The sequence below is a fragment of the Mycobacterium tuberculosis complex sp. N0072 genome, from assembly GCF_030323725.1.
Classification (GTDB): domain Bacteria; phylum Actinomycetota; class Actinomycetes; order Mycobacteriales; family Mycobacteriaceae; genus Mycobacterium; species Mycobacterium tuberculosis.
The window spans coordinates 1420941-1444112 of sequence record NZ_CP040689.1 but is presented as its reverse complement, the minus strand read 5'-3'; the positions used below and the strand labels follow the sequence as shown (position 1 = coordinate 1444112).

Here is a 23172-nt window from a genome sequence, read left to right as displayed (position 1 = left end):
TCGACGCCGCGGTGAATTTTAACAACCGGTTACCCAGTTTTCACGCATCAGAATCGGCCCGAGCGGAACCATCCGGATCACGGGTGACCCCATCAACCGGCGCGCTGGCGGCACGCCATCGCCGGGCTCGCTACCCTGTCCCAATGCGACGCGGTGGTTGGGCATGACGCGCTATCTGGCCCGCCGGTTGCTCAACTACCTGGTGCTGCTGGCGCTGGCGTCGTTTTTGACGTACTGCCTGACCTCGCTGGCGTTCTCGCCGCTGGAAAGCCTGATGCAACGCAGTCCGCGCCCACCGCAAGCGGTTATCGATGCCAAGGCACACGATCTCGGCTTGGACAGACCCATACTGGCCCGCTACGCCAACTGGGTATCGCATGCCGTCCGTGGCGACTTCGGAACCACCATCACCGGCCAGCCTGTCGGTACCGAACTGGGGCGCCGGATCGGAGTCAGCCTGCGGCTGCTGGTCGTTGGATCGGTATTCGGCACGGTGGCCGGTGTGGTGATCGGGGCGTGGGGTGCCATCCGGCAGTACCGGCTCAGCGACCGCGTCATGACCACGCTGGCGCTGCTGGTGTTGAGCACACCGACGTTTGTGGTGGCCAACCTGTTGATCCTGGGCGCCCTGCGGGTCAACTGGGCAGTGGGCATCCAGCTTTTCGACTACACCGGGGAGACGTCACCCGGCGTTGCCGGCGGGGTGTGGGATCGGCTAGGCGACCGGTTGCAGCATTTGATCCTGCCATCGCTGACGTTGGCGCTGGCGGCCGCCGCCGGGTTCAGCCGCTACCAGCGCAACGCGATGCTGGATGTCCTCGGCCAGGATTTCATTCGCACCGCCCGCGCCAAGGGGCTGACCCGACGACGGGCCCTACTCAAGCATGGCCTGCGAACGGCGCTAATACCGATGGCCACGCTGTTCGCCTACGGGGTGGCCGGGTTGGTCACCGGAGCGGTTTTCGTCGAGAAGATCTTCGGCTGGCACGGCATGGGTGAATGGATGGTCCGCGGTATCTCGACTCAGGACACCAACATCGTCGCGGCAATTACCGTGTTCTCCGGCGCGGTCGTGTTGCTGGCCGGTTTGCTCTCGGACGTGATCTACGCGGCTTTGGACCCGAGGGTACGGGTGTCATGACGGAATTCGCCTCGCGGCGCACCCTAGTGGTGCGCAGGTTCCTACGCAATCGGGCCGCGGTGGCGTCGCTGGCGGCGCTGCTCCTGCTGTTCGTCAGCGCTTATGCGCTGCCCCCACTATTGCCCTACTCCTACGACGACCTTGATTTCAACGCATTGCTGCAGCCGCCGGGCACCAAGCACTGGCTGGGCACTAACGCGCTGGGCCAAGATCTGCTGGCGCAGACGCTGCGTGGCATGCAGAAGTCGATGCTGATTGGTGTTTGCGTTGCGGTGATCTCGACTGGTATCGCTGCCACGGTTGGAGCGATCTCGGGATATTTCGGCGGCTGGCGGGACCGGACACTGATGTGGGTGGTCGATCTGCTGCTAGTAGTGCCCAGCTTCATCCTGATCGCCATCGTTACCCCGCGAACCAAGAACTCGGCAAACATCATGTTTCTTGTCTTGTTGTTGGCCGGCTTCGGCTGGATGATCAGCTCTCGCATGGTGCGCGGGATGACGATGAGCTTGCGAGAACGCGAATTCATCAGGGCCGCACGATATATGGGTGTCTCCAGCCGCCGGATCATCGTCGGCCATGTGGTGCCCAACGTCGCATCCATCTTGATCATCGACGCCGCCCTCAATGTTGCCGCCGCCATCCTGGCCGAAACCGGGTTGAGCTTCCTTGGTTTCGGTATTCAACCGCCGGATGTGTCGCTGGGCACCCTGATCGCCGACGGCACCGCATCCGCGACCGCGTTCCCGTGGGTGTTCTTGTTTCCCGCCAGTATCCTGGTGTTGATTCTGGTGTGCGCCAACCTGACCGGCGATGGCCTGCGCGACGCGCTGGACCCAGCCAGCAGATCCCTGCGCCGTGGTGTGCGATGAGCCCCCTGCTCGAGGTGACCGATTTGGCCGTCACCTTCAGGACCGATGGCGATCCGGTGACCGCGGTGCGCGGGATCAGCTACCGCGTCGAGCCCGGCGAGGTGGTCGCGATGGTGGGCGAATCGGGTTCAGGTAAGTCCGCAGCGGCGATGGCGGTGGTGGGCCTGCTGCCCGAGTACGCGCAGGTGCGTGGTTCGGTTCGGCTACAGGGTACCGAACTGTTGGGGCTTGCCGACAACGCGATGTCCCGGTTTCGAGGCAAGGCGATCGGCACGGTGTTCCAGGATCCGATGTCTGCGCTCACCCCTGTCTACACCGTCGGCGACCAAATCGCCGAGGCCATCGAGGTGCACCAGCCCCGTGTTGGCAAGAAGGCCGCTCGTCGGCGTGCGGTGGAACTGCTTGACCTGGTCGGTATTTCGCAGCCGCAGCGGCGTTCCCGTGCGTTTCCGCATGAGCTTTCAGGTGGCGAACGCCAACGCGTGGTGATCGCCATCGCGATCGCCAACGATCCCGACCTGTTGATCTGTGACGAACCGACCACGGCGCTCGACGTCACGGTGCAGGCGCAGATCCTCGACGTCCTCAAGGCGGCGCGCGACGTCACCGGCGCCGGGGTGCTGATCATCACCCACGACCTCGGCGTCGTGGCCGAGTTCGCCGACCGGGCGCTGGTGATGTACGCCGGACGGGTCGTCGAGTCGGCCGGGGTGAATGATCTGTACCGCGATCGCCGGATGCCCTACACCGTGGGGCTTTTAGGCTCGGTCCCCCGGCTGGATGCCGCGCAGGGCACCCGGCTGGTGCCGATACCGGGTGCGCCCCCGTCGCTGGCGGGCTTGGCACCGGGTTGCCCGTTCGCGCCGCGCTGCCCGCTAGTCATCGACGAATGCCTTACCGCGGAACCCGAATTGCTTGACGTCGCTACCGATCACCGGGCGGCCTGCATCCGCACCGAGCTGGTCACCGGGCGCAGCGCCGCCGACATCTACCGGGTCAAAACCGAGGCCCGCCCGGCTGCACTCGGCGACGCCTCGGTGGTCGTGCGGGTACGTCATCTAGTCAAAACCTACCGGCTGGCCAAGGGCGTGGTGCTGCGCCGGGCGATCGGCGAGGTCCGCGCGGTCGACGGCATCAGTCTCGAACTCCGGCAGGGCCGCACGTTGGGTATCGTCGGCGAATCCGGTTCGGGCAAGTCGACCACCCTGCACGAGATCCTGGAGCTGGCTGCGCCGCAATCGGGATCGATCGAAGTCCTCGGCACTGACGTCGCCACGCTGGGGACAGCGGAACGCCGATCGCTGCGCCGCGACATCCAGGTGGTCTTCCAAGACCCGGTGGCGTCCTTAGACCCGCGGCTGCCGGTCTTCGATCTGATTGCCGAACCATTGCAGGCCAATGGGTTCGGCAAGAACGAGACTCACGCGCGGGTCGCCGAGCTGCTCGATATCGTCGGACTGCGCCACGGCGACGCCAGTCGTTATCCCGCCGAGTTCTCCGGCGGTCAGAAGCAGCGCATCGGCATCGCGCGGGCACTGGCGCTCCAACCCAAGATCCTGGCACTCGACGAACCGGTGTCGGCACTCGATGTCTCCATTCAGGCCGGGATCATCAACCTGCTGCTCGACCTCCAAGAGCAGTTCGGGTTGTCATATTTATTTGTTTCCCACGATCTTTCGGTGGTCAAACACCTCGCCCACCAGGTGGCGGTCATGCTTGCCGGTACCGTTGTTGAGCAGGGCGACAGTGAGGAGGTCTTCGGCAATCCGAAACACGAGTACACCAGGCGACTGCTGGGCGCGGTACCGCAACCGGATCCGGCCCGTCGTGGCTGACCGTGGCCAGCGACGAGGCTGCGCCCCGGGCATCGCGTCTGCGCTCAGGGCGTCGTTTCAGGGGAAATCCAGACCCTGGACGCAGACTCGATATTGGGCTTTCGCGTTATTAACACCGCTCGTCGTGGCTATGGTGCTCACCGGATGCTCGGCCTCCGGTACCCAACTCGAACTCGCGCCCACTGCGGACCGCAGGGCCGCGGTTGGCACCACCAGCGACATCAATCAGCAGGATCCCGCCACGTTGCAAGACGGCGGCAATCTTCGCCTGTCGCTCACCGACTTTCCGCCCAACTTCAACATCTTGCACATCGACGGCAACAACGCCGAGGTCGCGGCGATGATGAAAGCCACCTTGCCGCGCGCGTTCATCATCGGACCGGACGGCTCGACGACGGTCGACACCAACTACTTCACCAGCATCGAGCTGACCAGGACCGCCCCGCAGGTGGTCACCTACACCATCAATCCCGAGGCGGTGTGGTCCGACGGGACCCCGATCACCTGGCGGGACATCGCCAGCCAGATTCATGCGATCAGCGGCGCCGACAAGGCATTCGAGATCGCTTCTAGCAGCGGCGCCGAGCGTGTGGCGTCGGTAACCAGAGGGGTCGACGACCGGCAGGCCGTGGTGACGTTCGCCAAGCCGTACGCGGAGTGGCGCGGTATGTTCGCGGGCAACGGCATGCTGCTGCCGGCCAGTATGACCGCCACACCCGAGGCATTCAATAAGGGTCAACTCGATGGGCCCGGTCCGTCGGCGGGTCCGTTCGTCGTGTCTGCCCTGGACCGCACCGCGCAGCGAATCGTGTTGACCCGTAACCCGAGATGGTGGGGGGCACGGCCACGCCTGGACAGCATCACATACCTGGTGCTCGATGATGCCGCCCGGCTGCCGGCGCTGCAGAACAACACAATCGACGCCACCGGCGTCGGCACACTGGACCAGCTGACCATCGCGGCGCGCACCAAGGGCATCTCGATCCGGCGCGCCCCCGGGCCCAGCTGGTATCACTTCACCCTCAACGGTGCGCCTGGGTCGATCCTCGCCGACAAGGCGCTGCGCCTGGCGATCGCCAAGGGCATCGACCGATACACCATCGCCAGGGTCGCCCAATACGGCCTCACCAGCGACCCGGTGCCACTGAACAACCACGTCTTCGTCGCCGGCCAAGACGGCTACCAGGACAACAGCGGCGTTGTCGCCTACAACCCGGAACAAGCGAAACGGGAGCTGGACGCCCTGGGCTGGAGGCGAAGCGGCGCGTTCCGGGAGAAGGACGGTCGCCAGCTCGTCATCCGCGATCTGTTCTACGACGCACAAAGCACCCGGCAGTTCGCCCAGATCGCCCAACACACCCTGGCGCAGATCGGCGTCAAACTCGAACTTCAGGCCAAGTCCGGCAGCGGTTTCTTCAGCGACTACGTCAACGTGGGGGCTTTCGACATCGCACAGTTCGGCTGGGTGGGCGACGCGTTTCCGCTGTCATCGCTCACCCAGATCTACGCTTCGGACGGGGAAAGCAACTTCGGCAAGATCGGTAGCCCGCAAATCGACGCCGCGATCGAGCGAACGCTGGCAGAACTCGATCCCGGCAAGGCGAGGGCCTTGGCCAACCAGGTCGACGAGCTGATCTGGGCCGAAGGATTCAGCCTGCCGCTTACCCAGTCGCCCGGCACCGTTGCGGTCCGCAGCACGCTGGCCAACTTCGGCGCGACGGGTCTGGCAGACCTGGACTACACCGCCATCGGGTTCATGCGACGCTGAGCCGGCGGCGACCAGCTCAGCTGCGGATTAAGTCGGCGGCCTTCTCCCCGATCAGCACCGACGGCGCATGCGTATGCCCACGAACCGTGCTGGGCATCACCGACGCGTCGGCGACGCGGAGTCCGTCGACACCGCGGACCCGCAGCTGCGGATCCACCACGCTGGCCTCGTCGCTGCCCATGCGGCAGGTGCCCATCGGGTGGTACAGGGTGTGCGAACAAGTGGCCAGCGCCAACTCGAGAGTGGCCTCGTCCAGCTCGGTGCTGTTGCGCGGTCGCGCGATGGACCCAAGGAGATCTCTGAGCGGGCGGGCCTGCGCGATCCGCGCGCATATCCGCAGGCCCGCCATCATGGCGGCCCGGTCTACGCCACCGAGATCGGACAGGTAACGCGGTTCGATGACAGGCTTGGCATGCGGATCGGCGGACCGCAGCGTGATCTGGCCACGGCTTTGCGGCGCGACCAGAATCGGGCCGAATACCACACCGTGACCAGCCGGTGGAACCAGCGCTTCGTCGTAAAACGGCGCCGGGGCAAAAATCAACTCCAAATCGGGCAGCTTCAGTTCGGGTCGGCTGCGGACAAATCCGTACGCCTCGCCGACGTTGGAGGTGAGCATGCCGCGGCGTCGCAGTAAGTAGCTGATCAACTGGCCGGGCTTCTCGGCGGCAAACAAGCTGTCCTTTTCGACGTCGAAACCCAGCACCGTGACGAGATGATCGAGCAGGTTGCACCCGACCTCGGGCGCGTGGTAAACGGTGTCGATGTCGTGTTCGGCGAGGTGGTCGCGGTCGCCGATGCCGGAGAGCATCAGCAGCTGAGGGCTGTTGACGGCACCAGCGCAGAGCACCACCTCGCGGCGGGCGTAGACGATGCGGGTTTGACCGTCGCTTTGGTATTCCACGCCGACGGCCCGGTCGCCGTCGATGACCACCCGGGTAGCAGTGGCGCCGGTAAGCACACGGAGGTTTTTACGGCGCATCGCGGGCTTCAGATAGGCGTCGGCAGTACTGAATCGAGCACCGCGGCGCTGGGTGACGACGGTCTCGCAAAAGCCTTCCGGTCGAGGGGAATTCGGCCGCGCAGCGGCAAATCCGCACTCACGTGCGGCTGCCAGCCACGCTGCGGTCACCGATCTTGGGCTGCGTTGCCGGGAAATATGCAACGGACCGGTTACTCCGCTGTCGTCACCGCTGACAAAGTGCCAGGCAGCGGTGACGTTCTCGATGCGGCGAAAGTAGCCGAGCACGTCGGCGTACGACCACCGCGGACCGGCTCGCGCGGCCCACTCATCGTAGTCTGATGCGAATCCACGCACCCACATCATTGCGTTCATGGACGACGAGCCACCGAGCACCTTGCCACGAGGCCAATAGATTTCGCGGCCGTCGAGCTCCGGCTGCGGTTCGGTTAGGTAATCCCAGTCGATCTCGCTGCGGAACAGCTTGGAAAACGCCGCTGGGACGCCGATGAATCTGTTCTTGTCACGCGGCCCCGCCTCCAGGGCCACCACCGTCGTGGCCGGATCGGTGCTAAGCCGGCTGGCCACAACCGCCCCGGCTGAGCCGGTACCGACCACGACGTAGTCGCTCTGAGTGTCCATCGCATGTCCCCGTTTCGGGCTCACTGTATGGCGTCCAGATCGATGCGGTGCGCTCCTTTGACACCGCCGTATCGGGTGGGACTGCACGTCAGCACGATCACCTGTCCGTCGGCGCCGATGGTGTCAAAGACCTCCCCCATCTTGGCTAGTCGCTCCGGATCGGTGAACCCCAGCGCGTCGTCGATCAGCACCGGAACGGCGTCCTCCTTGGCGACCAGCGCCGCGCCGGCCAATCGCGCCAGGATGCCAAGCTGTTCTTTGGCCCCGCCCGACAAGCACTCGTAGGGCACGGTTCTGTCGTCCAGGGTGCGGCTGCGGATGCGCAAATCGGTATCGACCTCGACCTCGAAAGAGGGCCCGAACACTGGGCGGCCGAGCCGATGTAGCTCCGCCCGGTATGGCTCGACGTAGCGCAGCCGGGTGGTGTCGCGGTGGCGTGCCATCACCGAGCGGAGCAGCCTGGCGGCCCGGGCCCGGCGCCCGACCCGCGCGTGGTGGCTGGCGGCGTGCTCACGCTCGGTTTCGGCGGCATCAAGCTTGCCCTTGCGGCCCTGGGTGCCGAACACCGAGAGTTCGACGCCGACCTCGTGCAACGCGCGAATGGCCTCGTCGTGACGTTCGCGCAGCAACTCGACGGCGTCGGCGGCCTCGGCCAGCTCGGCGGCTACCGCGTCCGGCGCCGTAGCTGCGAGCTCGTCGGCCAGGTCGATCACTCGCTGCTCGGCCGTCTGCAGTACCCGCAGGTCGGCCTCGGCCTTGGCGGCGAGCTCATCGTCGCCCACGGACGCCCGCTCACAGGCCAACCGAGTCATGGCCGCACCGAGCTCGGCGCTTTCGGCGGCCGCTGCGTTCTGTAGAACCGTTGCCCGCGTGGATGTCTCCGCGAGCCGGCGAGCGGCGCCAGCAGCGATCTGACGGCGGGTCTCGCAGTCCTTCTCCGCGGCGATTCGAGCCGCCTCGACCGCATCCAATTCAGCGCGGGCCGTAGCGGTATCCGTCGAAACCAGATCGAGCTCGGCCGGTTGACCGGCACACAACTGTTCCAGGCGGGAACGCAGTTGGTCGACCTGTTCATCGCCACACAGGCCGGCCAGAGTGGCGGTCAGCTGATCGCGGCGGCTCAGCAGTTCGCGTCGGCACAGATCGGCGGAGCGTGCGGCGGCTAGGTCAGCGACCTCTCCAGCCGCCAGCGCATCAGCCAATTCCTGTTGTGCTGCAGCATATTTGGCTTGAAAGTCGAGTGCGGTCGCGCCCGGGACGATCCGTGCGGTCAGGACGCCGGGAACCTTGACCTCGGTGGGGCCGGTGGCAGTGACCGACCAGCTTTGGCCCGCGGACAGCGACACCCGTTGATCGCCGACGCCGAGCTCGATGTCGACGGCGGCGGTGAACTCCACCGCCGCGGAGATCGACGCCAGCTGTGCACCGCCGCGATCGACGGCTGCCGCAGCACGTTCGATCCGACTCAGTAGCTCCTCGGTCAGCGTGACCGCGGACAGCTCCGCGCAGACCCGGTCGCGATCACCCTCGATGTCGTCGATCCTGGCCAGCCGGGCGGCCAACCGGTCGGCCTCCTCGCAGTCGGCGAGCTGGTCGAGGGTGCGCCGGGCCGACTCGGCGCGAAGGCGGACGGCCGTCAATACCTGGGTTGCCTCCGTGAGCGCGGCATCGCAGGCCTCGGCCTCCGCGCGCGCCGTCGCCTGCTCGTCTGCGGCCTGCCGCGCTTTTGCCTCCGCAGCAACGACGGCCGCAGTGCGCGTGTCGATTTCGGTGAGCAGGCCCAGCCGTCCGGCGTGTGCGGCGGTGGAAGCGCCGCTGGTCGCGGCCGCGGCAGTAGCGATCAGCTTGGCTTCGCGGGCGTCGTCGGTGATTGCGGCGATCTTCTCGGCGGCGACTCGCGCAGCTTCGAGCCGCAGCTGGTGAGCAAGTAGTTGCTGCGACAGCTCAGCCACCTGCTCGGTGAGCTCGGTGTGGCGACGAACCCCGTCGTCGACCTCGGCTACCGCCGCCGCGCAGTCGGCCACCGCGGCCTCGGCGGCCGCCAGCCTAGAGACCGCCGCGGACCATTCTCCGGTGGGGCGCCCGGTCGGGGTGAAGTAGCGCGCATACTCGGCCTCGATCCGCTCGATGAGCAGCGACTCGGTGCCCGACAGCGCGGCGTCATCACCGGCGGCGAGATCGAGCGCACGCGAGAGCGCGTCGCAGCCAGACAGATCCACCGCGGCCGTCGAGGCGGCCTGCAGCACCCGCTGGGCATGCCACAGTTCGGTGTCGACCGTTTCGGCCAACATCGTCCGGACCCGCTCGTGCGCTTCGTCGCCGGTCAGCTGCTCGCGGCGCGGTGCCAGCACGGTCAACTCCGTCTCGCACCGCTTGTGGAAACGCTTGCGGTAGACGAAACGATAAGGGCCGCTGCTGATTTCGGCAATGACCTCGGAGCCGACATCAGCGTTGGTCGGCTTGACCTGCTTGACTTCCTTCTTCGTCGAGCGGTCCTTGTACTCGAGCAGCAGGTCCAGCGCCTCGACCATGGAGGACTTGCCGATCTCGTTGGCGCCGCACACCACCACCACTCCATGATCGGGGAATTCGACGTCACGGTGTGCGATGCCGCGGTAATTGGTCAGGGCCAGCCGGTGCAGCTTCACGCCGCTCCCCGGTCAGCGAGCCGCAGCAACAGTGCCAGCGCCGCCTGGGCATCGACGGCGGACTCGTCGTCACCCCCGCGCGCGGTCGCGACTAGCTCGTCGACGGCCGCGGCGGCGAACCCCCCGATGCCGAGGTCGGTGAACTCGGCGTCGACGGGTATCACCGCTAGGTCGGTGTGACGTTCCCACAGACCCAGCCAGGCGAACAACCGCGCGTACTTGTCCAGACAGGTATCCAATGCGGCGCGGTCAGTGACCGTCAGCGAACCGGTCAGGGCCAGCCGCACCACGGTGCGGTCCTTGTCCGTCATCAGATCCAGGTTCAGGTCCAGGTCGGCGATGTCCCGGCTGGTGTCGACCTGGTGGTGCAACGTAACGAACCGCCAGCGGCCGATGCGACGGGCGTCGACGGTGACGGGATGTCGCGGGTCGCTTTCGTCGATGTCGACCACTAGGACGTGACCGGGGTCCGGTTCGACGTCGTCAAAGTTGGTGACTTCCGGTGCACCGGAGTACCAGACCCGCCCGCTGCTGCCGACCTGGGTAAGCGAATGTTTGTCACCTAGGGCCACATAATGAATCGCCTGTCGAGTCAGCGCGTCGTCGAGTGCGGCGAGCCTGATCAGCGACGGTTTGTCGTGGTCGGGGTCCAGCGCGTCGACACCCCCATGGGCGACGAGCAGCCGAATAGCGGCGTCTGTGGGCAGGCCGGCCAGCACCTCGGCAACCGGGTCGGTGGTGGGCGCCTTGGACCGCCACGGCGCCGCGACGATCTGGACTCCCGGCCGGACCTCGTGGACGCCAGCTCGGTCGAGCACCACAACATTGTCCGGCCGTTCGGCTCGAAACAGCGTGCTGGTGTACACCGACGAAGCGTCCAGCGGGTCATGGTTACCCGGCAGCAGATAGACCGGAAGGCCGATCACGCGCATGGCTTCCAAGGATTGACCGACTATCTGTGGCGCGAGCTGATTGTGTTCGAAGACGTCACCGGCGACTACGACGAATTCGGCGCCCACATCGGCGGCCAGCGCTTTTAGTCCAGCGACTGCGTCACGGCGGGCAGCAGAATATCGCGGCTGGGCGTCACCGGCGAGAAAGTGACGCGTCATGCCGAGCTGCCAGTCGGCAGTGTGCAGGAATCGCATCCCATCCCTCCTGAGTGCGTGGCTGTCAACGCAAAGCGAGTGTAGGTCTGCACACCGACAAGGCGCGGGACCTCGCCCGGCAGGTCCCGGGCGCGGACTCACCGGCGGGGCAGCATGCCGCCCGTGCTTGCCCGGGCGATGCCAGCCCTATCCTTTGGGCACAGAATGCTCGCCCTACCTATCAGCGCCCTATGGCTGACGCCTCGGCTCGAGCTAGGCGATCGCAACGAAGTCTGTCCCATGCCAGCGGAGCGCGGCGGGGACCAGGACGACGACCAACCGTAGCGATCCCGGGCACGTCACTGAACTAACGTCAGCCCAGTGAATGAGCAATACCGCAACCTGGTGCTGATGCGACACGCGAAGTCTGCGTACCCGGACGGGATCGCCGACCATGACCGGCCGCTAGCGCCGCGGGGTATCCGGGAGGCCGGGCTGGCCGGTGGCTGGCTGCGCGCCAACCTGCCGGCCGTCGATGCCGTGCTGTGCTCCACGGCTACGCGCGCCCGGCAGACCTTGGCGCACACCGGCATCGACGCACCCGCTCGCTACGCCGAGCGGCTCTACGGCGCGGCACCCGGAACAGTGATCGAGGAGATCAACCGGGTTGGCGACAACGTCACCACACTGCTTGTGGTCGGGCACGAGCCAACGACGTCGGCCCTTGCCATCGTCCTGGCCAGCATCAGCGGCACCGACGCCGCTGTCGCGGAACGCATCTCGGAGAAGTTCCCGACGTCGGGGATCGCCGTGCTACGCGTCGCCGGACACTGGGCAGACGTCGAACCGGGGTGTGCCGCGCTGGTCGGCTTTCACGTGCCACGGTAGAGGTGCTCTTGCTCCGCAAACCGTCAGCCGCGTACTTCCTTTTGAAGGCAGCCGAACCCGCGAGCGCGCGTGTCTGTACCCCGACACGCCGTTAGTGCCGTACAACTGCGCGCGCTCACGCCCACGCTCCCGCCTCGCCCAGCGCTAGGCGTTGGTTGCCAGCGTCAGCTCCATCAGCTTGATCGCCTGCCCGCAGGCGTCGATACCAGGAGCCTGGGGATTGACCCACCAGCCGACCACTCCCGCCGCGTCGCTGGCGACGCCGCAGGCGCCGTTGGGATCGCCCGTCCGCATCACAATCGAGTCCACGCCCTGGATCGCGCGGGTCTCGACCTGGTACTTCAGGCCCTCGGCGACCTTGCGCTCATTGCTCAGACTGCCCTGCTCGAACCAGAACCGGGTGATATCGATCAGACCGGCCGGGTTGGCCGCCTGCCACCGGCAGATCGCGCCGACGAACGTGCTCTGGATGTCGAGCGGATCGGCACCGACGGTCTTGGCCAGGATGTCGGTGGTCAGGACCTCACATTCCTTGAGCAGGTTGGGGTAGCGCTCCTGGGAGTTATTGTTGCGCGGGACACCGGCCCCACCCGCCTTGACGGCGGTACCCGAAATCGACTTCGTGCAGCCGGTCAAGACAAGCAGTGCGGTGATCAAGGCGGCCGCACCGACCAGGACACGTCTCATTTCGAATTCGCAATCGATTGGCGGGTCAGTTCTTTGGCGATGTCGCACGGCGGCGGGAACGGCTTCTGGCTGAAACTCACCGACCATTCGATGAAGTCGTCGGAGAACTGGATTCCGACTTCACACAGTGAGTCACCCAAACTGGGCTCGTTACCGATGGCGATGAAACCGCTGTGGCCGTCGATGTTGATGTCCTCGACACTCGCGCGCGACAACTCCTCGGTCTTGCGTTCCCGCCCGATCGGGCTGCCGCGGTACCAGGAGAAGGAGAAGTGCGGGCCCAAGATACCGCCGCCCGCCAGCCATTGGCAGCCCACCGAATTCTTGGCGGTGTTGACCAGCCCGGTCACCCTTGTCAGCTCGGTCACCGTCTGATCGCTGACGCCGCCACATTGCGGGAAGAAGGGTCCGTGCCGGCCCTCAGCGTTTGCCGGTGTCGACGGGATCGTCGCTCCCGGTTTGTTGTCGCCGGAATCGGAGCACCCCGCGACCGCCGGGAACAAAGCCACCAACGCCGACACCGCCAGAGTCAACCTCCGCACCTTACGCCGCACCGCTACCTCTCCCACTGCCGATCACAGCATGCACTGTAGCCGCAGGCCCGCGGGTCAACCACGACACGCCAGTTAACCAGGCATTTCGGCCTAAGACTCATGCCTGGCGCGGGTAGGCAGCATGCGCAGTGTGCGACAGTTACCCAATGCTCCTGGCCCTGCTGCGCCAGCACATCCGACCGTACCGCCGGCTGGTCGCGATGCTGATGATGCTGCAGCTGGTCAGCACCCTGGCTTCGCTATACCTCCCGACGGTCAACGCCGCAATCGTCGACGACGGCGTCGCCAAGGGCGACACCGCCACCATCGTACGGCTGGGTGCGGTGATGCTTGGGGTGACCGGATTGCAGGTGCTGTGCGCGATCGGGGCGGTCTATCTGGGCTCCCGGACCGGGGCGGGTTTCGGCCGTGACCTGCGCTCGGCAATGTTCGAACACATCATCACCTTCTCGGAACGCGAGACCGCCCGATTCGGCGCTCCGACGTTGTTGACCCGCAGCACCAACGACGTCCGGCAGATCCTGTTCCTGGTCCAGATGACCGCCACCGTGCTGGTCACCGCACCGATCATGTGCGTCGGCGGAATCATCATGGCCATCCACCAGGAGGCCGCGCTGACATGGCTGCTGCTGGTCAGCGTTCCGATTCTGGCCGTAGCAAACTACTGGATCATCTCCCACATGCTGCCGCTCTTCCGCCGCATGCAGAGCCTGATCGACGGCATCAACCGGGTGATGCGCGATCAGCTGTCCGGGGTGCGAGTGGTCCGCGCCTTCACCCGCGAAGGCTATGAACGCGACAAGTTCGCGCAGGCCAATACGGCGCTGTCGAATGCCGCACTGAGCGCCGGCAACTGGCAAGCACTGATGCTGCCGGTGACCACGCTGACCATCAACGCATCCAGCGTCGCACTGATCTGGTTCGGTGGGCTACGCATCGACAGCGGCCAGATGCAGGTCGGCTCCCTGATCGCCTTCCTGTCCTACTTCGCCCAGATCCTGATGGCGGTGTTGATGGCGACCATGACGCTGGCCGTGCTGCCACGAGCGTCGGTCTGCGCCGAACGCATCACCGAGGTGCTTTCCACGCCCGCCGCACTCGGTAACCCCGACAATCCCAAGTTCCCGACGGACGGGGTCACGGGCGTAGTGCGCTTGGCTGGCGCAACCTTTACCTATCCTGGCGCCGACTGCCCGGTGCTGCAGGACATTTCGTTGACTGCGCGGCCCGGTACCACCACCGCGATCGTCGGCAGTACCGGTTCGGGCAAGTCGACACTGGTGTCGTTGATCTGCCGGCTCTACGACGTCACCGCTGGCGCGGTCTTGGTTGACGGTATCGACGTCCGCGAGTACCACACCGAGCGGCTCTGGTCAGCGATCGGGCTGGTGCCCCAGCGCAGCTACCTCTTCTCCGGAACCGTCGCGGACAACCTGCGCTACGGCGGGGGCCCAGACCAGGTAGTCACCGAGCAGGAGATGTGGGAGGCGCTGCGGGTCGCCGCGGCCGACGGCTTTGTACAAACAGACGGGCTGCAGACGCGTGTCGCCCAAGGTGGTGTCAACTTCTCCGGCGGGCAGCGCCAACGGCTGGCGATAGCCCGAGCGGTCATCCGACGTCCGGCCATCTATGTGTTCGACGACGCGTTCTCCGCACTTGACGTGCACACCGACGCCAAAGTCCACGCATCGCTGCGACAGGTATCTGGTGATGCAACCATCATTGTTGTTACACAACGGATTTCGAATGCCGCTCAGGCCGACCAGGTCATCGTTGTCGATAACGGTAAGATCGTCGGCACGGGCACCCACGAAACGCTGCTGGCCGATTGCCCCACCTATGCCGAATTCGCCGCCTCACAATCGCTGAGCGCCACGGTCGGGGGTGTAGGGTGACCGCGCCACCGGGCGCACGCCCCCGTGCCGCAAGCCCGCCCCCGAACATGCGGTCCCGCGACTTCTGGGGATCGGCAGCCCGACTGGTGAAACGGCTGGCGCCACAACGCCGGCTGAGCATCGCGGTGATCACACTGGGAATCGCCGGCACGACGATCGGCGTCATCGTTCCACGGATCCTCGGCCATGCCACCGATTTGCTGTTCAACGGCGTGATCGGGCGAGGGCTACCGGGGGGAATCACCAAGGCACAGGCCGTCGCTTCGGCTCGGGCCCGTGGTGACAACACCTTCGCCGACCTGCTGTCCGGGATGAACGTGGTGCCGGGCCAAGGTGTGGACTTCGCCGCGGTGGAGCGAACACTGGCGCTGGCGTTGGCGCTGTATCTGGCTGCAGCGCTGATGATTTGGGCACAAGCCCGGCTGCTCAACCTCACCGTGCAGAAAACGATGGTCAGGTTGCGGACCGATGTCGAAGACAAGGTGCACCGGCTGCCGCTGTCCTACTTCGACGGACAACAGCGCGGTGAGCTGCTGAGCCGGGTCACCAATGACATCGACAACCTCCAGTCGTCGCTGTCAATGACGATCAGCCAGCTGGTGACGTCGATTCTGACCATGGTGGCGGTGCTGGCCATGATGGTGTCGATCTCGGGCCTGCTGGCGCTGATCACACTGCTGACGGTGCCGCTGTCGCTGCTGGTGACACGCGCGATCACCCGGCGGTCACAGCCCCTATTCGTAGCTCACTGGACCAGCACCGGGCGCCTCAACGCCCATCTCGAAGAGACCTACAGCGGGTTCACGGTAGTCAAGACGTTCGGCCACCAAGCGGCCGCACGAGAACGGTTCCACGAGTTGAATGACGACGTCTACCAGGCCGGTTTCGGCGCCCAGTTCCTCTCTGGTCTCGTGCAGCCGGCGACGGCGTTCATCGGCAACCTCGGCTACGTCGCGGTCGCGGTGGCCGGTGGCCTGCAGGTAGCCACCGGGCAGATCACGCTCGGCAGCATCCAGGCGTTCATCCAGTACATCCGCCAGTTCAACATGCCGCTGAGCCAGCTGGCCGGGATGTACAACGCCCTGCAGTCCGGGGTGGCCAGCGCGGAGCGGGTGTTCGACGTGCTCGACGAGCCCGAGGAGTCGCCGGAGCCTGAGCCGGAGCTGCCGAACCTAACCGGACGGGTCGAGTTTGAGCACGTGAACTTTGCTTACCTCCCGGGCACGCCGGTGATCCGCGACCTGTCGCTGGTGGCCGAACCGGGTAGCACGGTGGCGATCGTCGGACCGACGGGAGCCGGCAAGACCACGCTGGTGAACCTGCTAATGCGGTTCTACGAGATCGGTTCCGGACGAATCCTGATCGACGGGGTGGATATCGCCTCGGTAAGCCGGCAGTCGCTGCGATCGCGAATCGGCATGGTGTTGCAAGACACCTGGCTCTACGACGGGACCATCGCGGAGAACATCGCCTACGGACGGCCGGAGGCCACCACAGACGAGATAGTAGAAGCCGCCAGGGCGGCCCATGTCGACCGGTTTGTGAACACACTGCCTGCTGGCTACCAGACACGGGTCAGCGGCGACGGCGGCAGCATCAGCGTCGGCGAGAAGCAACTCATTACCATCGCCCGCGCCTTTCTTGCCCGCCCGCAGCTGTTGATCCTGGACGAGGCGACCAGCTCGGTCGATACCCGCACCGAGCTGCTCATCCAGCGAGCGATGCGCGAGCTTCGCCGGGATCGTACGAGTTTCATTATCGCCCACCGACTTTCGACGATTCGCGATGCCGACCACATCCTGGTGGTCCAGACCGGCCAGATCGTCGAACGCGGCAACCACGCCGAGCTGTTGGCCCGGCGCGGGGTCTATTACCAGATGACGCGGGCCTAGCCCGACGCGGGCCCACGAGGTTACCAAGAAGTTGTTGAGAATCCGCCAAGGCGCCCCCCGCAAGCTGAGGTCATCCAGGGAAATCCCGACCGCGAAGGATCTTGACCATGTTATCGCCGTTATCGCCTCGCATTATCGCAGCGTTCACCACTGCAGTCGGCGCCGCCGCCATCGGACTTGCCGTCGCCACCGCCGGCACCGCCGGCGCCAACACCAAAGACGAAGCCTTCATTGCTCAGATGGAGTCCATTGGCGTCACCTTCTCCTCACCGCAGGTGGCCACCCAGCAAGCCCAGCTGGTCTGCAAGAAGCTGGCCAGCGGCGAAACCGGCACCGAGATCGCCGAGGAGGTCCTCAGCCAAACCAACCTGACCACTAAGCAGGCAGCCTACTTCGTCGTCGACGCAACCAAGGCCTACTGCCCGCAATACGCCAGCCAGCTCACCTAGCCGCTGCCCACCCGATGCGGGGATCCCGTCAACCGGGATCCCCGCATTCGCTTTGCCGCCGGACAACGAAAGCGTTTGAAACGCCATTCAATTCGGCCGATTCGACTCGCGGTGCCGTGCGGCGCTCACTCGGACTCGGTGTCGGCTGTTGACTCTGCCGCAACGGGATTGCTATGCAGTACGAAGCTGTGGGCCAACATGAGGAGATTTCGATGAAGCATCCACCTTGTTCCGTTGTTGCCGCCGCCACCGCCATACTCGCCGTCGTCCTGGCGATCGGCGGCTGCTCAACCGAAGGGGACGCCGGCAAAGCGTCTGACACCGCGGCCACGGCATCCAACGGCGATGCGGCCATGCTACTCAAGCAGGCCACCGATGCGATGCGCAAGGTCACCGGAATGCACGTCAGACTTGCGGTGACAGGCGACGTGCCAAACCTGCGGGTGACCAAGCTCGAAGGCGATATCTCCAACACACCGCAGACGGTTGCCACCGGTAGCGCGACATTGCTCGTCGGCAACAAGAGCGAAGACGCGAAGTTCGTCTATGTTGACGGTCACCTGTACTCCGACCTAGGCCAGCCCGGCACCTACACCGATTTCGGCAACGGCGCCTCGATCTACAACGTGTCGGTGCTCCTCGACCCCAACAAGGGCCTGGCCAACCTGTTGGCTAACCTCAAGGACGCGTCGGTTGCCGGCAGCCAGCAGGCGGACGGTGTCGCGACCACCAAGATCACCGGGAACTCGTCTGCTGACGACATCGCGACGCTGGCCGGCTCACGTCTGACCTCCGAAGACGTCAAAACGGTGCCCACCACCGTCTGGATCGCTTCGGATGGATCCTCGCACTTGGTCCAGATCCAGATCGCTCCCACCAAAGACACGTCGGTGACGTTGACGATGTCCGACTGGGGTAAGCAGGTCACCGCCACCAAACCGGTCTAGCCATCGTCCTAATTGCTTGTTGAAACCGCCGCACCGCCGGCATTCGGAAAGGACTCACCAATGACGACGATGATTACTCTTCGGCGACGGTTCGCGGTGGCCGTCGCCGGCGTCGCCACTGCCGCCGCGACGACCGTCACCCTGGCTCCCGCACCAGCAAATGCCGCCGATGTCTATGGCGCAATTGCCTACTCCGGCAACGGCTCGTGGGGCCGATCGTGGGACTACCCAACCCGGGCGGCTGCCGAAGCCACCGCCGTCAAGTCGTGTGGCTACTCCGACTGCAAGGTGCTCACCAGTTTCACCGCCTGCGGCGCCGTCGCCGCCAACGATAGGGCATACCAGGGAGGAGTTGGACCCACCTTGGCCGCCGCCATGAAGGACGCCCTGACCAAGCTCGGCGGCGGCTACATCGACACCTGGGCCTGCAACTAATCCCGCACGCCCGCTTAGGCAGCCGACCGATCGTCGGTACCGCCGTGCATCCCGGTAGCAACGCTGTCGACTGCGCCCGCGCAGATCGGCCTGCCCGCGACCGGTGAACCTCGGCTGACCACTGCAGATCACTCCAAGAATTCCTAGAGATAACAAAAAGGTCACCATCGGAACCTTTTCTCAACATCCACTCCGCATAGCGGAACGAGAAAAGGACCGACGATGACGACCAGCAAAATCGCCACCGCCTTCAAGACCGCCACCTTCGCGCTGGCCGCCGGTGCCGTTGCACTGGGATTGGCCAGCCCCGCCGACGCAGCGGCGGGCACCATGTATGGCGACCCGGCAGCCGCCGCCAAGTACTGGCGCCAGCAGACATACGACGACTGCGTCCTGATGTCGGCCGCGGACGTGATCGGTCAAGTGACCGGCAGGGAGCCTTCCGAGCGCGCCATCATCAAAGTGGCCCAGTCGACACCCAGCGTCGTGCACCCCGGGTCCATCTACACAAAGCCGGCCGACGCCGAGCACCCGAACTCGGGAATGGGTACCAGCGTGGCCGACATACCGACGCTGCTGGCGCATTACGGCGTCGACGCCGTTATCACCGACGAGGACCACGCCACAGCCACCGGAGTCGCCACCGGCATGGCCGCCCTCGAGCAGTATCTGGGCAGCGGGCACGCCGTGATCGTCAGCATCAACGCCGAGATGATCTGGGGCCAGCCCGTCGAGGAAACCGACAGTGCCGGCAACCCGCGGTCTGACCACGCCGTGGTGGTGACTGGTGTCGATACCGAAAACGGCATTGTTCACCTCAACGACAGCGGTACCCCCACGGGCCGCGACGAGCAGATCCCGATGGAAACCTTCGTCGAGGCGTGGGCCACCAGCCACGACTTCATGGCCGTCACCACCTGAACCGCGCTCGAATGTCGATCACCACAGCGGGCAGCCACTCGTTGCAAGAACACCGGGTCGGCTGCCCGCCGATCGCATGTTTGGATGAGCACCAACAGGATTCGCGTGGGACATTCACGATCATCTTTACAGGGCCAGCATTTCACCCGCATGGAAACAGCCGATGCCGCTGTCAAGGGCCACCGACCCGGTACATCGCACGGCGTGCCGAGATCCTGGGTTCTTACCGCATCGGCGAAACGTGGTATCACAATGACCGGTAGCGACACCCTATTGGCACCTTGGCACCGCAAGCCACGGAGGACCCGCAATGGCTGGTAGCGCGACAGTGGAGAAGCGGCTCGACTTCGGCCTGCTTGGACCATTGCAGATGACTATCGACGGCACCCCGGTGCCATCGGGCACCCCCAAGCAACGGGCTGTGCTAGCCATGTTGGTCATCAACCGCAACAGGCCCGTAGGAGTCGACGCCCTAATCACCGCCCTCTGGGAGGAGTGGCCACCCTCGGGCGCACGCGCGAGTATCCACTCCTACGTGTCTAATCTGCGTAAGCTCCTCGGTGGCGCCGGGATCGACCCACGGGTGGTGTTGGCCGCAGCGCCGCCGGGTTATCGGCTCAGCATCCCCGACAACACTTACGATCTGGGGCGGTTTGTTGCCGAAAAAACCGCGGGCGTGCACGCGGCCGCCGCCGGCCGGTTCGAACAAGCCAGCCGCCACCTGTCGGCCGCATTGAGAGAATGGCGTGGGCCGGTGCTCGATGACCTGCGCGACTTCCAGTTCGTCGAACCCTTTGCCACGGCGCTGGTAGAAGACAAGGTTCTTGCCCATACCGCCAAGGCGGAGGCCGAAATCGCGTGTGGGCGGGCCAGCGCAGTGATCGCCGAGCTCGAGGCTCTGACATTCGAACACCCCTACCGGGAGCCGCTGTGGACACAGCTGATCACCGCCTACTACCTCTCCGACCGGCAATCCGATGCGCTGGGCGCCTATCGCCGGGTGAAGACAACACTGGCCGACGACCTCGGCATCGACCCCGGTCCGACGTTGCGCGCTCTCAACGAGCGGATTCTGCGTCAGCAACCGCTGGATGCCAAGAAGTCCGCCAAAACCACCGCTGCCGGCACCGTCACGGTGCTCGATCAGCGCACCATGGCGTCGGGCCAGCAGGCGGTGGCCTACCTGCACGACATCGCCTCGGGTCGCGGCTACCCACTGCAAGCCGCGGCGACCCGGATCGGGCGTCTGCATGACAACGACATCGTCCTAGACAGCGCCAACGTCAGCCGCCACCACGCCGTCATCGTCGACACGGGCACCAACTACGTCATCAACGACCTCCGATCGTCCAACGGCGTGCATGTGCAGCACGAGCGAATCCGCTCCGCGGTCACGCTGAACGACGGCGACCACATTCGCATCTGTGACCATGAATTCACGTTCCAGATCAGCGCGGGGACGCATGGCGGCACGTAGATCCGTGGACACAAGCCCTTAACACCGATGTCCACGGATATGACTGCTACACAAAGCTTTTCGTGGCAACGTCGCGCGCTGGCCGCCGGCGCTGGGCTGCGGTAACCAATTACCACAACACTTTTCGGTAGCCGAACAGCGGCGCGTACCAGCGAATGGCACAGCCACCGCAGTCGCCGACATCCCGCGAAGATGTGGCAGATTTTCGTGCGGTCGAGCCGGCGAAGGCCTAGCGTCATTGTTGCCTGGCAAGGTTGCTGGGCCCGGCGATCGCAGCCGACGTGATACCTGACCGTTGTTGATAGTGTCGGCGGCAGCGGGTTGGTTGGGAGGATCAGCGATGAGCGACGCACAGGACTCGCGGGTGGGCTCGATGTTTGGGCCCTACCACCTCAAACGGCTGTTGGGCCGGGGCGGGATGGGCGAGGTCTACGAGGCCGAGCACACCGTCAAGGAGTGGACCGTCGCCGTCAAGCTGATGACCGCGGAATTCAGCAAGGACCCGGTGTTTCGCGAGCGGATGAAACGCGAAGCCCGCATCGCCGGCCGGTTGCAGGAACCTCACGTGGTGCCCATCCACGACTACGGCGAAGTCGACGGCCAAATGTTTTTGGAGATGCGCCTGGTGGAGGGCACCGACCTTGACAGCGTGCTCAAACGCTTCGGCCCGCTGACCCCACCGCGCGCGGTGGCCATCATCACCCAGATCGCCTCGGCGCTCGATGCCGCACACGCCGACGGGGTGATGCACCGCGACGTCAAACCGCAAAACATTCTGATCACCCGCGACGACTTTGCCTATCTGGTCGACTTCGGGATCGCCAGTGCGACCACCGACGAGAAACTGACCCAGTTAGGCACCGCGGTGGGCACCTGGAAATACATGGCCCCCGAACGGTTCTCCAACGACGAGGTAACCTACCGCGCCGACATCTACGCGCTGGCCTGCGTGCTGCACGAATGCTTGACCGGGGCCCCGCCGTATCGCGCCGACAGCGCCGGCACACTGGTCAGCTCCCACCTGATGGGACCCATCCCCCAGCCCAGCGCCATCCGCCCGGGCATCCCCAAAGCCTTTGACGCGGTGGTCGCCCGCGGCATGGCCAAAAAGCCCGAAGACCGCTACGCCAGCGCCGGCGACCTGGCCCTGGCCGCCCACGAAGCGCTCAGCGACCCCGACCAAGACCACGCCGCCGACATCCTGCGCCGCAGCCAAGAATCCACCCTGCCCGGCACCGCGGCGGTAACCGCGCAGCCGCCGACCATGCCCACCGTCACACCGCCGCCCATCCAGGCCGCGCCGACCGGCCAGCCGTCCTGGGCGCCCAATAGCGGCCCGATGCCGGCCAGCGGACCCACTCCCACCCCGCAGTACTACCAGGGCGGCGGCTGGGGCGCACCGCCGTCCGGCGGCCCCAGCCCCTGGGCCCAGACCCCACGCAAAACCAACCCGTGGCCCTTTGTGGCCGTCGCCGCCGCCGTCGTGCTCGTCCTCGTGTTGGGCGCCATCGGCATCTGGATCGCCAACCGACCGGACGACAACCCAAAACGGAACATCGCGACCTCCCCAGGCACCCCCACCACCACGGCAACGACCTCGCTACCCGCGACCACAACGCCGACCACAGCACCGGCCAGCGACCCGCAGACCAGGCTGCTCAGCATGTTGCCGTCGGGCTATCCGACCGGCACCTGTAAACCGACCACGCCGAAGCCGAACAGCATATGGGTGAACGCCGTGGCGATGGTCGACTGCGGGCAAAACACCAACCAGGGTGGGCCAAGTCGCGCCATCTATGGATTGTTCGCCAATCCCGACAAGCTGAAACAGGCCTTCAACGACGATATCGCCGCCGTGGAGCTGATGAACTGTCCCGGTGAAGGACCATCACCGGATGGCTGGCATTACAACCAGACCCCAGACGTGACCGCAGGCATGATCGCGTGCGGCACCTATAAGAATCGCCCGAACGTGATCTGGAGCAACGAGGCCAAGCTAACGCTCAGCGACGTCTTCGGGGATCCCGCGACCATTGAGGATCTGCACAACTGGTGGGCCAAGTACGGGTAAG

18 protein-coding genes are annotated in these 23172 nt (G+C 65.4%); 13 read left to right on the top strand and 5 right to left on the bottom strand.

The annotated features are described in order from the left end of the window. The first annotated feature begins 163 nt into the window (after positions 1-163). From FF952_RS06830 to oppA, 4 genes are read left to right on the top strand one after another with little or no spacing between them, the layout of a single operon-like run. Positions 164-1141: an ABC transporter permease gene (locus tag FF952_RS06830; RefSeq protein WP_003406613.1), complete on the top strand. Its 978-nt coding sequence runs from the start codon at positions 164-166 to the stop codon at positions 1139-1141. Next, positions 1138-2013 carry an ABC transporter permease gene (locus FF952_RS06825; RefSeq protein WP_003406607.1) on the top strand — a complete coding sequence of 292 codons (876 nt, stop codon included), beginning with the start codon at positions 1138-1140 and terminating at the stop codon, positions 2011-2013. Before FF952_RS06830 ends, FF952_RS06825 begins: the two co-directional genes overlap by 4 nt. Beyond that, a complete protein-coding gene (locus tag FF952_RS06820; protein ID WP_003406602.1) occupies positions 2010-3848 on the top strand; it encodes a dipeptide ABC transporter ATP-binding protein in 1839 nt (612 codons plus the stop codon). Before FF952_RS06825 ends, FF952_RS06820 begins: the two co-directional genes overlap by 4 nt. Then, positions 3841-5616 (top strand): oligopeptide ABC transporter substrate-binding protein OppA, encoded by a 1776-nt coding sequence (gene oppA / locus FF952_RS06815; protein WP_003900310.1) that lies wholly within the window; start codon positions 3841-3843, stop codon positions 5614-5616. The genes FF952_RS06820 and oppA overlap by 8 nt, the downstream gene beginning before the upstream one ends. A 16-nt stretch (positions 5617-5632) precedes the next feature. On the opposite strand, the gene FF952_RS06810 is transcribed toward oppA, so the two are convergent. From FF952_RS06810 to FF952_RS06800, 3 genes are read right to left on the bottom strand one after another with little or no spacing between them, the layout of a single operon-like run. Further along, complete coding sequence (locus tag FF952_RS06810) at positions 5633-7219, bottom strand: GMC family oxidoreductase (protein ID WP_003406598.1); 1587 nt, start codon at positions 7217-7219, stop codon at positions 5633-5635. 20 nt (positions 7220-7239) lie between these two features. Further along, positions 7240-9867 (bottom strand): AAA family ATPase, encoded by a 2628-nt coding sequence (locus FF952_RS06805; RefSeq protein WP_003898806.1) that lies wholly within the window; start codon positions 9865-9867, stop codon positions 7240-7242. Further along, positions 9864-11015, bottom strand: coding sequence for a metallophosphoesterase family protein (locus FF952_RS06800; RefSeq protein ID WP_003911418.1), 1152 nt, complete (start codon positions 11013-11015; stop codon positions 9864-9866). Before FF952_RS06800 ends, FF952_RS06805 begins: the two co-directional genes overlap by 4 nt. A gap of 321 nt (positions 11016-11336) precedes the next feature. Between FF952_RS06800 and FF952_RS06795 the strand changes: the two genes are divergently transcribed. After that, positions 11337-11843 (top strand): SixA phosphatase family protein, encoded by a 507-nt coding sequence (locus FF952_RS06795; protein ID WP_003898805.1) that lies wholly within the window; start codon positions 11337-11339, stop codon positions 11841-11843. Between the two features lie 144 nt (positions 11844-11987). Here FF952_RS06795 and FF952_RS06790 read toward each other — a convergent pair whose 3' ends face one another. Together FF952_RS06790 and FF952_RS06785 are read right to left on the bottom strand one after the other, a co-directional pair. Beyond that, positions 11988-12530 carry a DUF3558 domain-containing protein gene (locus FF952_RS06790; protein ID WP_003900308.1) on the bottom strand — a complete coding sequence of 181 codons (543 nt, stop codon included), beginning with the start codon at positions 12528-12530 and terminating at the stop codon, positions 11988-11990. Further along, a complete protein-coding gene (locus FF952_RS06785; RefSeq protein ID WP_003406577.1) occupies positions 12527-13084 on the bottom strand; it encodes a DUF3558 domain-containing protein in 558 nt (185 codons plus the stop codon). Before FF952_RS06785 ends, FF952_RS06790 begins: the two co-directional genes overlap by 4 nt. Positions 13085-13230: 146 nt before the next feature. Here FF952_RS06785 and FF952_RS06780 point away from each other — a divergent pair, with 146 nt between their 5' ends. The 8 genes from FF952_RS06780 (at position 13231) to FF952_RS06745 (ending at position 23171) form a co-directional block, all read left to right on the top strand. Beyond that, a complete protein-coding gene (locus tag FF952_RS06780) occupies positions 13231-14979 on the top strand; it encodes an ABC transporter ATP-binding protein (RefSeq protein WP_003406574.1) in 1749 nt (582 codons plus the stop codon). Further along, positions 14976-16871 (top strand): fatty acid ABC transporter ATP-binding protein/permease, encoded by a 1896-nt coding sequence (locus FF952_RS06775; RefSeq protein WP_003406569.1) that lies wholly within the window; start codon positions 14976-14978, stop codon positions 16869-16871. The genes FF952_RS06780 and FF952_RS06775 overlap by 4 nt, the downstream gene beginning before the upstream one ends. 107 nt (positions 16872-16978) lie before the next feature. Then, complete coding sequence (locus tag FF952_RS06770; protein ID WP_003406566.1) at positions 16979-17320, top strand: DUF732 domain-containing protein; 342 nt, start codon at positions 16979-16981, stop codon at positions 17318-17320. A 212-nt stretch (positions 17321-17532) separates the two neighbouring features. After that, complete coding sequence (lprA, locus tag FF952_RS06765) at positions 17533-18267, top strand: TLR2 agonist LprA (protein WP_003406562.1); 735 nt, start codon at positions 17533-17535, stop codon at positions 18265-18267. 60 nt (positions 18268-18327) lie between these two features. Next, complete coding sequence (locus tag FF952_RS06760) at positions 18328-18702, top strand: DUF4189 domain-containing protein (protein ID WP_003406558.1); 375 nt, start codon at positions 18328-18330, stop codon at positions 18700-18702. A 222-nt stretch (positions 18703-18924) separates the two neighbouring features. Continuing rightward, the gene (locus FF952_RS06755; RefSeq protein WP_003898800.1) at positions 18925-19623 is read left to right on the top strand and encodes a C39 family peptidase; all 699 of its coding nucleotides are present in this window, start codon (positions 18925-18927) and stop codon (positions 19621-19623) included. Between the two features lie 310 nt (positions 19624-19933). After that, on the top strand, positions 19934-21100 hold the full coding sequence (gene embR, locus FF952_RS06750; protein ID WP_003904588.1) for an ATPase/transcriptional regulator EmbR: 1167 nt from the start codon (positions 19934-19936) through the stop codon (positions 21098-21100). A 340-nt stretch (positions 21101-21440) separates the two neighbouring features. Beyond that, entirely contained in the window at positions 21441-23171 is a 1731-nt protein-coding gene (locus tag FF952_RS06745; RefSeq protein WP_003908672.1) for a serine/threonine-protein kinase, read from the top strand. Position 23172: the final 1 nt, after the last annotated feature.